Annotated in this window: 12 protein-coding genes; 3 read left to right on the forward strand and 9 right to left on the reverse strand. The window is 38.5% G+C overall.

The annotated features are described in order from the left end of the window. The first annotated feature begins 1 nt into the window (after window position 1). Together tyrS and pdxY are read left to right on the forward strand one after the other, a co-directional pair. Window positions 2-1,276, forward strand: a complete 1,275-nt coding sequence (gene tyrS / locus ACNART_RS00735; RefSeq protein WP_036913193.1) for a tyrosine--tRNA ligase — start codon at window positions 2-4, stop codon at window positions 1,274-1,276. Window positions 1,277-1,398: 122 nt separating this feature from the next. Then, complete coding sequence (gene pdxY, locus ACNART_RS00740) at window positions 1,399-2,268, forward strand: pyridoxal kinase PdxY (protein WP_198619592.1); 870 nt, start codon at window positions 1,399-1,401, stop codon at window positions 2,266-2,268. Between the two features lie 91 nt (window positions 2,269-2,359). Here the strand turns inward: pdxY and gstA are convergent, their stop codons facing one another. The 9 genes from gstA to pspF all read right to left on the reverse strand — a co-directional run bounded on the left by gstA (window position 2,360) and on the right by pspF (window position 11,686). Further along, window positions 2,360-2,971, reverse strand: a complete 612-nt coding sequence (gene gstA, locus ACNART_RS00745; protein WP_198619591.1) for a glutathione transferase GstA — start codon at window positions 2,969-2,971, stop codon at window positions 2,360-2,362. A 212-nt stretch (window positions 2,972-3,183) separates the two neighbouring features. Continuing rightward, the gene (locus ACNART_RS00750) at window positions 3,184-3,888 is read right to left on the reverse strand and encodes a DUF3592 domain-containing protein (protein WP_109372406.1); all 705 of its coding nucleotides are present in this window, start codon (window positions 3,886-3,888) and stop codon (window positions 3,184-3,186) included. 179 nt (window positions 3,889-4,067) lie between these two features. After that, entirely contained in the window at window positions 4,068-4,856 is a 789-nt protein-coding gene (gene fabI / locus ACNART_RS00755) for an enoyl-ACP reductase FabI (protein WP_072067955.1), read from the reverse strand. Window positions 4,857-5,063: 207 nt separating this feature from the next. Next, a complete protein-coding gene (sapF, locus tag ACNART_RS00760; protein WP_023582326.1) occupies window positions 5,064-5,873 on the reverse strand; it encodes a putrescine export ABC transporter ATP-binding protein SapF in 810 nt (269 codons plus the stop codon). Further along, the gene (gene sapD / locus ACNART_RS00765) at window positions 5,863-6,864 is read right to left on the reverse strand and encodes a putrescine export ABC transporter ATP-binding protein SapD (RefSeq protein ID WP_088495738.1); all 1,002 of its coding nucleotides are present in this window, start codon (window positions 6,862-6,864) and stop codon (window positions 5,863-5,865) included. Before sapD ends, sapF begins: the two co-directional genes overlap by 11 nt. Continuing rightward, window positions 6,864-7,757 carry a putrescine export ABC transporter permease SapC gene (gene sapC, locus ACNART_RS00770; RefSeq protein ID WP_023582324.1) on the reverse strand — a complete coding sequence of 298 codons (894 nt, stop codon included), beginning with the start codon at window positions 7,755-7,757 and terminating at the stop codon, window positions 6,864-6,866. Before sapC ends, sapD begins: the two co-directional genes overlap by 1 nt. Then, window positions 7,744-8,709 (reverse strand): putrescine export ABC transporter permease SapB, encoded by a 966-nt coding sequence (gene sapB, locus ACNART_RS00775; RefSeq protein WP_088496042.1) that lies wholly within the window; start codon window positions 8,707-8,709, stop codon window positions 7,744-7,746. The genes sapC and sapB overlap by 14 nt, the downstream gene beginning before the upstream one ends. Before the next feature lie 3 nt (window positions 8,710-8,712). Beyond that, window positions 8,713-10,398: an ABC transporter substrate-binding protein SapA gene (sapA, locus tag ACNART_RS00780; protein WP_196533258.1), complete on the reverse strand. Its 1,686-nt coding sequence runs from the start codon at window positions 10,396-10,398 to the stop codon at window positions 8,713-8,715. A 292-nt stretch (window positions 10,399-10,690) separates the two neighbouring features. Continuing rightward, complete coding sequence (pspF, locus tag ACNART_RS00785; RefSeq protein WP_368926806.1) at window positions 10,691-11,686, reverse strand: phage shock protein operon transcriptional activator; 996 nt, start codon at window positions 11,684-11,686, stop codon at window positions 10,691-10,693. Window positions 11,687-11,900: 214 nt separating this feature from the next. Here pspF and pspA point away from each other — a divergent pair, with 214 nt between their 5' ends. Then, the gene (gene pspA / locus ACNART_RS00790; protein ID WP_072062534.1) at window positions 11,901-12,569 is read left to right on the forward strand and encodes a phage shock protein PspA; all 669 of its coding nucleotides are present in this window, start codon (window positions 11,901-11,903) and stop codon (window positions 12,567-12,569) included. The last annotated feature ends 2 nt before the right edge of the window (window positions 12,570-12,571 follow it).

Genomic DNA, 12,571 nt, shown 5'->3' on the forward strand with positions numbered 1-12,571 from the left:
GATGTCTAGCAAGAACCTAATCACACAATTGCAGGAGCGTGGGCTAATCGCTCAGGTCACGGATGAGGCAGCTTTAGTAGAGCGTTTGGAGCAAGGTCCTATCGCTCTCTATTGTGGCTTCGATCCTACCGCTGATAGCCTGCACTTGGGGCATTTGGTTCCTTTGCTGTGTTTAAAACGATTCCAACTAGCCGGGCATAAGCCTGTGGCGTTGGTGGGTGGTGCAACGGGTCTAATTGGTGATCCTAGTTTTAAAGCCACTGAGCGCAAACTGAATACCCAAGATACTGTTCACGAATGGGTAGAAAAAATTCGTAAACAAGTGTCACCTTTCTTAGATTTCAACAGTGGTGAAAACAGTGCGGAATTAGCAAACAACTATGACTGGTTTGGTCAAATGGATGTGCTGACATTCCTGCGTGATATCGGTAAACACTTCTCTGTGAACCAAATGATCAACAAAGAAGCGGTTAAACAACGTTTAAACCGTGACGACGTGGGTATCTCTTTTACTGAATTCGCCTATAACCTATTACAAGCTTATGACTTTGCGTCATTAAATACGCATTTAGGTGTTGAATTACAAATCGGTGGCTCTGATCAGTGGGGTAATATCACTTCAGGTATCGATTTAACCCGTCGTTTCAATCAGAAACAAGTATTTGGTATGACTGTACCATTAATTACTAAATCTGATGGAACTAAATTCGGTAAGACAGAAGGCGGTGCGGTTTGGTTAGATCCTAAGAAAACAAGCCCATACAAATTCTACCAGTTCTGGATCAATACAGCAGATGCTGACGTTTATCGCTTCTTAAAATTCTTCACATTTATGAGCATTGAAGAAATTAATGCACTTGAAGAAGAAGATAAAAATAGCGGTCAAGCGCCTCGTGCTCAACGTGTATTAGCAGAACTAGTCACTGGTTTAGTTCATGGTGAAGAAGGTTTAATCGCTGCTAAACGTATTACAGAAAGCTTATTCTCTGGTGCAATTGCAGACTTAACACAAGCTGACCTTGAACAATTAGCACAAGATGGTATGCCAACAATTGAGTTAGAAAAAGGCAGTGATTTGCAACAAGCACTGGTTAACGCAGAATTAGTTCCTTCTCGCGGTCAGGCTCGTACAATGATTGGCTCTAACGCAGTTTCAATTAATGGTGAAAAACAAGACAATCCTGAATACGTCTTTGAAGAAAAAGATTTCTTATTTGGTCATTATTCTATTTTGCGTCGCGGTAAAAAACATTACTGCCTCGTTATCTGGAAATAATTGACAGTAAAGGGCAGCCGATGAGTTGCCCTTTTTCTTAATAACAATAAATAAACGTATATACCTCGCCTATGATGATAAAGCTTGGGTGTTGTGTGTATTCACAATAATCGGTTTATGTCATGAAAAATATACTCTCTATTCAGTCACATGTTGTTTTCGGTCATGCAGGTAACAGCGCCTCTGAGTTTCCAATGCGTCGTATGGGGGTAAATGTTTGGCCTCTAAATACAGTGCAATTTTCAAATCACACACAATATCCAGAAAAATGGACTGGCTGCGTCATGTCAGCAGAACATATTACTGAGATTGTTGATGGTATTGCCGCAATTGGTAAACTTTCACAATGTGATGCAGTACTAAGTGGTTATTTGGGATCGGCTGAACAAGGTTTGCGCATTGTTGATATCGTTAAAAAAGTAAAACAAGCGAATCCTAACGCATGGTATTTTTGTGATCCTGTAATGGGACATCCTGAAAAAGGGTGTATCGTGCCGCCAGAAGTATCTGGTGTACTGTGTGAAGAAGCGTTACCTATCAGCGATATCATTGCGCCTAATTTGTTAGAACTTGAAACATTAAGTGGTGGCAAAGCCCTTCATAATGTTGATGAGTGTGTCAATGCTGCCCGTGAATTGTGTAAACAAGGTCCAAAGGTTGTATTAGTAAAACACTTATCACGCGCTGGATATCGTCATGATCGTTTTGAAATGCTGCTAGTTACCGCAGAACATAGTTGGCATGTGAGCCGTCCATTAGTTGATTTTGGTGAGCGTCAACCTGTGGGTGTCGGTGATTTAACCAGTGGTTTAATGCTAGTGGATTTACTTAAAGGTGTTGAATTACAAACTGCATTAGAACACGTTGCCGCGGCAGTTTATGAAGTGATGCTAAAAACGAAAGAGATGAATGAGTACGAACTGCAACTCGTTGCTGCTCAAGATCAAATGGTGCATCCAACACACAGATTCTGCGCAACACAGATAGATTAAACCACACAAAATCCTAAGAAAAGAAAAAGCGGATATGAATATTACGTCCGCTTTTTTATTGTATTAAGTTTATTTTTTATTACGTTTTAACTCACTCTTTAATTAACCCTTCAGTGACCAGTGCGCTATGCACATTAGGTCGTTGTGCAATGCGTTTTAGGTAATCTTGCAGATGTGTTAAGTCAGTTAAATCTAAACCCACATGCGGTGCCCATTGGCTTAATGTAAATAAATAGGCATCAATAACCGTAAAATGCTCACCACATGCACATTTTTGCTTGCTTAATACATCATTAATATAAGCAAATTTACTTTTTAATTTAGTTTTAATAACAGGTACATAGCTTTCAGGTGTATCTGGTGAAAATAGAGGGCTATAGCCTTTATGTACTTCACTGGCAAGAAAGTTTAACCACTCAATTTGATGGTAACGTTCTAGCGATTTTGGCGGTGCAATTAAATTCCTATCTGGTTTTAAGTCTGCAAGGTATTGAACAATTGCAACACCTTCAGTCAAAATATCACCATTATCTAATTGAAGAACAGGGACTTGGCCTTTTGGGTTGATGGTTAGAAAATCTTTCCCCGATTCTGTTTTCTTAGCACGTAAGTCGATGCGCTCTATTGAAAAGTCTAAACCGGTTTCACGTAAAACGATATGAGGGGAAAGCGAGCAACTACCTGGCGTGTAGTACAATTTCATATTGAATAGCTCCCTATCAATGAGGTGGTGAATTAACTTACAGATATCAGAATATCTTCACTAATATAAGATGATAAGAGGTTCTAAGAAATTAGCAAACTCAAATGATGCGAATAAAAAAGGCTTTTGTAAATCTGTGAACAAGGCAGTTAATTGATGAAAATACACGAAAACAAATGCCCTTATATTAATAGGATATAAGACGTCTTCAATTATGACTCTTCAAAGGAGGGTAAAAAAGAAATATCAAGGTAATAGATTTTTGGATTTCGTTTATCAACATAGACTGTAACAAGCTCTTTATTAATATAAGGTGTGGGATCAAAAAAGATATAACCACTTTTATAACGAATTAATCGATTGTTTAATGTATCATGATAATCAGCAATAATTTGATAGGGAGAACGGTGATTAAAACGAATATGACTATTAATAATAATTTCGGATATTTTTACATTGATAGGCATCCCATCACGTTTTAGTCGTTGATCCCTTGTTGCTCTTCTTCTGATAAAATACAAAGGGATAAGCCCTGTTGATGCAAATACCAATCCAAAAATACTTAATATAGTACCCGCGCCATATAAGCCTAAAAAATTGTTTATTGTTGCTCTTTGTGGATCACTTGGAAGATAAATAACGTTAATCTTTTCACCAAGATAAAAGCGGGATTGATTGCCACCTTCTGGTGAGCGAAACGTTATTTCTCTATTATCTTCCGTATTAAATCTAATAATAGGGTGATAAATACTTCTATCATCCGAAGATTTACTCACACTTTGGTCAATAACAACACCTGTTGTCTCTATTCCATTTCTTACTACATTTAATTCAGATTTAATAACAAACAACGCCACAACAAAAATAATTGCACCAATAAGAGCAAAAATATAAAACAGAAATCTAAATTTCTTCATACATTAAGTCCTTTTATTAATAGGTGATTATTTTATCGCTAGTATAAAAAAGATTATAGGAATAAGCTAAAAAATAGAAGAAAAAAATCAATTAAAAAGTAAGGATAAATAGCAGCATTGTTATAATAAAAAGCCAGCCTTAACAGTAAGACTGGCTTCTATTTATTTATAGAATAGAATTATTTTAATTCTAATTCATTCATTGCAGCGATGCTGAAACCACCATCTACGTGAATGATTTCACCTGTGATACCACCAGATAAGTCAGAGCATAAGAATGCGGCTGTATTACCCACATCTTCCGTTGTTACAGTACGACGCAGAGGAGTTACTGACTCGCAATGGCTTAACATTTTTCGGAAATCTTTGATACCAGATGCCGCTAATGTACGGATCGGACCTGCTGAGATACCGTTAACACGAATACCTTCAGGACCCATAGCATTTGCCATATAACGAACGTTAGCTTCTAAAGAGGCTTTTGCCAGACCCATAACGTTATAGTTAGGGATTGCACGTTCAGCGCCTAAATAAGTCAGAGTTAATAGAGCTGAATTTGGATTTAGCATTTCACGGCTTGCTTTCGCCATAGCAACGAAGCTGTATGCACTGATGTCGTGAGCAATTTTAAAGCCTTCACGAGTTACGGCATTAACGTAGTCGCCATCTAATTGGTCAGCAGGAGCAAAACCGATAGAGTGAACAAAACCATCGTATTTTGGCCAAACTTTTGCAAGTTCTGCGTACATGGTATCGATGCTTTCGTCTTTTGACACATCACACTCTAATACGATATTTGAGTCTAATGATGCTGCAAATTCTTCAACGCGTGGTTTCAGTTTTTCATTTTGGTAAGTAAATGCAAGTTCTGCACCTTGGTCACGCATAGCTTTGGCAATACCATAAGCAATTGATAATTTACTAGCAACACCAGTAATAAGAATGCGTTTGCCGGTCATAAAGCCCATAGCTGTATCCTTGTTTTTTCGTAAATCGCGATAATAACATCATTCACAGTTTTATTTATCTGTTAGGTTATCACGCTTATTGTTAATAAACGTGGCTGATTCTACCACGACATTTGTAAATTTGTTTAATTTCCCTAGCACCTCCGAGGAGTTAAAGGAAAAGGGTGAAATAATGTACAATCAACATTATGCTTATATTGTTTACACTTAAGTCAAATCTTGACGCCAAGCTTCTGCTGTTAAGGCTTCACCAAAGTGACTTGCTACCAATCTTCGAGTAACTTCATGTAATGGTGACGCAAGGACTTCTGCTGTATTACCACGTTCAACGACTTCGCCATTATCCATCACTATGATTTTATCGCTAATATGTTTTGTCATGCCTAAGTTTTGTGTCACATAAATATAGGCAATATCATGGGTTTCTTGCAGTTCTAACATCAAGTTTATTATTTGTGAGCGTAAAGACATATCCAGCGAAGCTATTGCCTCATCGGCAATAATGACTTGAGGTTGTAATATCAATGCTCGTGCAAGCGCAATTCGTTGACGCTGACCTGATGCAAACATATGAGGATAATAGTTTGCATGTTCAGGTAAAAGACCCACTTGGCGTAATGTTTGATAAATTCGTTTTTCACGCTCAATCGCACTTAAGTCTGTATTCAGGCGTAAAGGGATCTCTAATGTTTGACCAATACGCTGGCGCGGGTTTAATGAGTTGGTGGGATCTTGAAATATCATTCTAATTCGCTGACTACGATAAGGGTAATCACCAAAAGTCAGTTGATGCCCATTAATAAAAATATCGCCACCCGTAGGCTCTGTCACACCTGATAACATTCTCGCTAGTGTAGATTTTCCCGAACCATTAGCACCAATAATAGCTAAAGTTTGCTTGGGTTCTAGCGTAAAACTCACAGGTTTTACGGCTTCTAACTGCTGACGCCGAAATAATCCGGTACGATAGCGAAATGTTTTTGATAGATTTTTCACCTCAAGCAGCTTATCGAACATCAGTTGGCTCCACATTTAACGGAAAATGACAAGCCACGGCATGGTTTTTAAATAAACGTAACCGAGGTGCTTCAATACATTGTCGCTGCGCATAAGGGCAGCGAGGCCCTAAGCGACATCCCACAGGTAAATGCTCAAGAGAGGGGATTGCACCGGGTAATGTATTTAAACGGCTCTTATGTGCCAATGAGTTGGTAAAATCGGGAATAGAGCGGATCAAAGCCTGAGTATAAGGATGATAAGGTGTCACTAATAACTCGTCAGGGGATGCCGTTTCAACGGTTTGACCACAATACATAACCGTAATTTTATTCGCCAATTTGCTCATCCATTGCAAATCATGGCTAATCAACAAAATGGTCATATTGTTATTTTGATTAAGTCGAGTCAGTAAACGAAAGATTTGGGTTTGTGTTGCCGGCTCCATAGCGTTAGTCGGTTCATCCGCAATCAGCAATCGAGGCTGATTTGCAATAGCAATGGCAATCATCACCTTTTGGCATTCACCCTCAGTTAATTCATAAGGATAACTGCGCATAATGTCTTTGTGATCTTTAATACCTACACGGTGTAATAGTTCAATTGCGCGACGTTTTCGCCAATGAAAGCGTTGCCACCAATGGCCTTTAAAAGTCCAACCAGGAATTGCCTGTATAAGTTGCTGTTCAATTTTTGTAGCAGGATCAAGACAAGATTGTGGCTCTTGGAAAATCATTGAAACATTATGACCAATGACACGGCGTCTAGCTCTTGGTGATAATTTAAGTAAGTCGATATCATCAAAACGAAAGCGATCGGCTGTCACACTGATATTATCTTTTGTAACGCCACAAATCGCTTTTGCAATTAAGCTTTTACCCGACCCTGATTCACCAACAAGACCTCTCACTTCACCTTCATTTAAGGTTATAGAAACACGATCTACCGCTTTTACTGGGCCATCGGGTGTCATAAATTCAATGGTTAAATTGCGTATATCTAATAAAGGCATTATTCAACTCCCTCATTTATTGCACGCTGTAAACCATCACCTAAAAGGTTCACCAGTAAAACGCTTATCATAATTGTGGCGCCCGGAATTAAGACTGTCCAAGGAGCAACATATATTAACTCTAACGAATCACCTAACATCGCTCCCCATTCTGGTGAAGGAAGTTGGGCACCTAAATTGAGAAAACCTAATGCTGTAATATCAAGAATAGCAATTGAGAAAGCGCGTGTTAATTCAGAAACTAATACAGGCGTAATATTAGGCAGTACGGTATACCATAAAATGGAAATGTTCGATGCACCATCAAGTCGAGAAGCAATAACATACTCTTTGTTTAATTCATCATTAACCGCAGAGTAAATCATTCTGACTAAACGAGGTAACAGCGCTAGCCAAATCGCTATCATCGCATGACCAAGGCTTGTTCCAACAAAAGCTACAACAATAATAGCAAGCAGTAGGGATGGAATTGATAACAGGGTATCTAATATATGATTGAGAATAGCGGATTTTAAGCCATGAGTCATACCTGCAAAACAACCGATAATTAATCCCATCAGTGTCGCTGCAAAAGTAACAATAAATGCACCACCAAAGGTCATGCTTGTACCAATTAAAATTCGGCTGAATACATCACGTCCTAAATCATCTGTACCAAAGAAATAAGAGACATTGCCGTTTTGATACCAAGATGGCGGAGTGAGTTGATGGCCAAAAAATTGTTGGTCAAGTGCATAAGGCGCAATATAAGGGCCTATAATACTGAGCACTAAGAGAAAAAGAACGCCATAAAACCCAACCATTGAGATAACGTCTTTAGAAAAACATTGCCAAATCACCGCAGCGGGTGTGGGTGTTTTTTTCTCTTTATAAAATTGGCTATCTAAAGGCATATCCCACCTTATGTTTCATTGGGTTGCTCATTGCGCCCACAATATCCGATAAAACGTTGACAATAATGACCATTGAACCCACCAACATTACGCCAGCTGAAATAGCAGAGTAATCTTGTTGACGGATTGCTGTAACCAACCAACGACCAAGCCCCGGCCAGTTAAATACAATTTCTGTTACCATAGTTAGCGTAAGCATGGTGGAGAACTGTAAGCCTAATTTAGGGATGATTGGGGGTAAAGCATTATGAAGAATATGGCGACGAATAATTGTAAAACGTGAAAGACCTCGAGTTGCGGCTGCTTTCACGTAGTTCTCTGACATAATTTCTTCCGTACTGTTTCGCATTAATCGAATAACTTCGGTTGTTGGTGCAATAGCCAGAGTTATTACAGGTAAAATTAAATGCTGTAATACATTAATGATCATTTGTTGACGATAAGGTGAATCAGATAACCACGCATCCACTAATGCAATGCCTGTAATAGGTTGTAAGTTATAAAGCAAATCAATACGGCCTGAAACAGGTAGCCAACCCAATTTTAGTGAGAAGAAAAGCGTTAGCAGCAATGCAAGTCCAAATACTGGCACAGAAAAACCTAAAAGCGCGAAGTTACTGATAATAATATCGGCGGATTTATTACGCCAAACTCCCGCAATAATACCAGCAGGAATACCTACAATAAGGGCAAAAAGAAAAGCTAATGTACAAAGCTCCATGGTCGCTGGAAGTGCCTCTACCAATTGCGCTTTGATAGGTTCACCATTGATAGAGGAAATACCAAAATCAAAATGGATCATATTATGGGCATAAAAAAAGTAGGCATCGGTGAGTGATGCACCACTTAACGGGGCATTTGGTGTGTAATAACTTAGGCTAAAGCTCACTAGCGACAAAAAGAACAGTGTCACAAGCAATAAAAGCAATCGACGTATTGAATAAATAATCATGGATTATTTTACAGCCTCTTTCTTGTGATTTTGTTCGTCTACTTCTGCCTCTCGATAAACACCAGCAAAAGACGCATTACCAAAAGTACTCAATACCAATCCTTTAATATCATAACGATATGCTTGCATACGTAAAGAGTTTGCTAAAGGCAACACTGGTAACTCTTGAGCAAGAATATCTTGAGCTTCATGATAATAATCCATTCTTGAAGCAAGTTGCTGACTATAAAGCGCTTTTTTCAAAATATCATCAAAGTTAGGTAAACACCAATGACTTAAGTTAGTTTGTGAGCCAATGGCTGCACAGCTAAAGAGAGGACGGAAAAAACTATCAGGATCGTTACTGTCAGTTGACCAACCAGATAAGGTCATATCATGGGTGCGATCCATCATACTCGTTTCTTGATATCGTCCTTCAATAGGACGAATGCTCATTTGAATACCCACTTGCGCTAAGTCTGCTTGAATAAGTTCCGCCATTTTTAATGGGCTTGGATTATAAGATTGTGAGGCGCTAGGTACCCAAAGATTTAATTTCAGCCCATCAAGGCCTAGCTCTTTAAGAATTTGTTTCGATTTCTCAGGATTATATTCTGTAATTTTTGCTCGGTTATCATAAGCCCAAGATGCGCGAGGAAGCACTGATGCTGCCGTTTCTGCCGTACCATAATAAATAGATTCCATTAAACGTTCGTTATTAATGGCATAAGCAATAGCTTGACGAACTTTAAGATCATTTAGGGGTGGTTTGCTGGTGTTAAAGGCTAAATAAGCGATATTCATACCAGAACGCAACGTTAATCTTAGTCGTGGATCGTCACGTAAGACTTTTAATTGGCTTGCGGCAGGATAGGCTAAAACATCACATTCACCAGTGAGTAATTTAGATATACGGCCTGTACCACCTGCACCCATATCAATAACAATCTGTTGCATTTTGGGTTGGCCTTTCCAGTAATCTTTATTTCTAAATAAACGAACAAATTGCCCTGGTTGATATTCATCTAAAAAGAAAGGGCCTGTTCCTACTGGTTTCCAATCAAGCTGTGTTTGATCGCCTGATTTTTCTAAATTTTGGGCGTATTCGGCAGAAAGAATAGGGGCGTAATGTGTTGCTAAATGCCATAGAAAGGAGGCGTCAGGCTCTTTTAAGCTAAATTCTACCGTGTATTGACCTAGTCTTTTTATCGATTGGATATTATTGGCAAAACTTAAGCTGTCAAAATAGGGGTATTTCCCGCCATTAATTTGATTGAAAGGATTTTGTGGATTGATCATCCTTTCAAAACTAAAAATAACATCATCAGCGGTAAGTTTACGTGTTGGTGTGAACCAAGATGTTTGTTGAAAGGAGACATTTTTACGTAAATAAAAGCGGTATGTCGCGCCGTTATCTAATGTTTCCCATCGAGCTGCAATTTCAGGGATCAGGCGATAAGTGTATGGGTCGACATCTAAAAGACGGTCATAAAGCTGTGCAGCTAGAGGATCAATAATTAATCCACTACTTGATAGTTGTGGATTAAAGGTATTTACACTGCCATCAACACAGTAAACAAAGCCATTTTGATTAATTGGAGTTGGCTCAAGCGTTATAGATGGTGCTTGTGTTTTTGGTGCTACATCCGCAATACAAGTTACGCTTGTAAAGGTGAGTAGCAAAGTACCAATAAATAAAATAGGGCGCATAAATAATGTCTTTTAGAGAAACGATTTTGCTATTGTAACTTAAAAAACTTTCTATCCCCAAATAGTCAAAAAAACAAAGTGAGAAAAATTCTCAATAAAATGCTTTACAAATGCTAATGATAAAGATTATCATCCGTATTGTCCTTCGGCGGTAAGAGGTTTTCCGCAGAGGGCACGACATTGCTCACATTGCTTCCAGTATTTTTTACTAGCCAGCTCGGGTGCTGGCTTTTTTTTTACCTATTGTTTACGCCTCCCCTTTGGTAATTAAAAAACTATATTTATCAATAAATTAAGTTATTATTTGATGTTTTTTAATTAGCCCTCTAAATTGATCGTAACTTAGTGATAATTTTTCAGCCGCCTCTTTCTGGTTATATAAGCTCTCTTTTAATGCACTATTTACTAATTTTTTTTCTACATCATTTTGCCATTGGCGTAAATCCAACGGTAATATAGGTAGTGAAAAATTTTCTTTAGGTGATTTTTTTAATGTGGGTGTTTTTGACGTCTGAAGATCGGCAAAGGGATCAATAATAATATTGGTGAGTACGTTATCGCAGGTTCCATGACGATAAACCGAGCGTTCAACAACATTTTTTAGCTCACGAATATTACCTGGCCATGAATAATCTAAAAGTACTTGGCGCGCACTATCACTAAAACCAGGAAAAAAAGGTAAACCTAACTCTTGGCACATTGAGATAGCGAAATTTTCAGCAAGCAACATAATATCTGCACGTCGCTCTCTTAATGGCGGGAGTCTAATAACATCAAACGCCAATCTATCGAGTAAATCGGCACGAAATTTACCTTCTTCTGCCATTGCGGGTAAATCTGCATTTGTCGCGCAAATAAGCCTAACATCAACATGCAGAGATTGACTGCCCCCAACGCGCTCTAAATGACCATACTCAATGACGCGCAGAAGCTTTTCTTGCACAAGCATGGGAGCAGTCGCCAGTTCATCAAGAAAAAGAGAACCTCCATCCGCACGTTCAAAACGCCCTTGATGACGATTTCTAGCACCAGTAAAAGCGCCTGCTTCATGACCAAAAAGCTCAGAATCAAGTAAATTGTCATTGAGCGCAGAACAGTTGATTGAAATAAAAGGTCCTTGCCACCAAGGAGCAAGATAGTGTAAGCGATGAGCGATCAACTCTTTGCCTGTACCTCGTTCACCAATAATTAATACAGGCTTTTTTAATTGAGCGAGTGCTGAGGTTTGTTCTAATACATCAATAAATTGACTATCAACGCCGATTATTGTCTCTAAATTCTCATTCATTGGTTAAATTCACCATATTGAGGTATTTTTTACCAGTCTATCAGGTGTTCGAAAAATAGGCGAACAATATAAATTACCTATTATTAATAGCTTAAGTGAATTTTAAAAGTTGGCACGCAAATTGTATTAACTAAAGTATGCCGGCGTTACGACAGTGCGCCATTACTGAAATAATTTAACGTCACTAATTAGCATAGCTATTAAGGATAACATCATGGGTATATTTTCACGTTTTGCTGACATTATTAATGCCAATATCGCTTCTTTATTAGATAAAGCGGAAGATCCTGAAAAAATGATCCGCCTAATGATCCAAGAAATGGAAGATATGTTAGTTGAGATCCGTACAACTTCTGCACGCACTTTAGCTGAAAAGAAAGGATTAGAGCGCCGTATCGAACAAGCTGAAAAACAGATGAAAGATTGGCAGGATAAAGCAGAGTTAGCTCTTATCAAGGAAAAGGAAGATTTAGCTCGTGCAGCATTAATCGAAAAACAACGTGTAGCATCAGTTAATGACACATTGAAACACGAACTGATTATTATTGATGAAACGCTAACTCGTTTAAAAGGCGAAATTAGCGAATTAGAAAACAAGCTAACTGAAACACGCGCAAAACAGCAGTCTTTAGTTGTGCGTCATCAAGCAGCAAATTCATCTCGCCAAGTTCGTCGCCAATTAGACAGTGGTAAAATGGATGCAGCAATGGCGCGTTTTGAACAATTTGAACGCCGTATTGACCATATGGAAGGTGAAGCTCAAAGTTATGGTTTAGGAAAGGAAAAATCTTTAGACCAACAGTTTGCTGAATTAAAAGCTGATGATGAAATTAGCGCGCAATTAGCGGCATTAAAAGCTAAAATCAATATCAATAAAGAGTAACA

Origin of the sequence: Proteus sp. LHD240705 (genome assembly GCF_047921555.1) — a bacterium.
GTDB lineage: Bacteria > Pseudomonadota > Gammaproteobacteria > Enterobacterales > Enterobacteriaceae > Proteus.

Excerpts from the sequence above, each read along its gene's own strand:
- tyrS (WP_036913193.1), top strand. The coding sequence starts at position 2 with ATGTCTAGCAAGAACCTAATCACACAATTGCAGGAGCGTGGGCTAATC.
- pdxY (WP_198619592.1), top strand. The coding sequence starts at position 1,399 with ATGAAAAATATACTCTCTATTCAGTCACATGTTGTTTTCGGTCATGCA.
- gstA (WP_198619591.1), bottom strand. The coding sequence starts at position 2,971 with ATGAAATTGTACTACACGCCAGGTAGTTGCTCGCTTTCCCCTCATATC.
- ACNART_RS00750 (WP_109372406.1), bottom strand. The coding sequence starts at position 3,888 with ATGAAGAAATTTAGATTTCTGTTTTATATTTTTGCTCTTATTGGTGCA.
- fabI (WP_072067955.1), bottom strand. The coding sequence starts at position 4,856 with ATGGGCTTTATGACCGGCAAACGCATTCTTATTACTGGTGTTGCTAGT.
- sapF (WP_023582326.1), bottom strand. The coding sequence starts at position 5,873 with ATGTTCGATAAGCTGCTTGAGGTGAAAAATCTATCAAAAACATTTCGC.
- sapD (WP_088495738.1), bottom strand. The coding sequence starts at position 6,864 with ATGCCTTTATTAGATATACGCAATTTAACCATTGAATTTATGACACCC.
- sapC (WP_023582324.1), bottom strand. The coding sequence starts at position 7,757 with ATGCCTTTAGATAGCCAATTTTATAAAGAGAAAAAAACACCCACACCC.
- sapB (WP_088496042.1), bottom strand. The coding sequence starts at position 8,709 with ATGATTATTTATTCAATACGTCGATTGCTTTTATTGCTTGTGACACTG.
- sapA (WP_196533258.1), bottom strand. The coding sequence starts at position 10,398 with ATGCGCCCTATTTTATTTATTGGTACTTTGCTACTCACCTTTACAAGC.
- pspF (WP_368926806.1), bottom strand. The coding sequence starts at position 11,686 with ATGAATGAGAATTTAGAGACAATAATCGGCGTTGATAGTCAATTTATT.
- pspA (WP_072062534.1), top strand. The coding sequence starts at position 11,901 with ATGGGTATATTTTCACGTTTTGCTGACATTATTAATGCCAATATCGCT.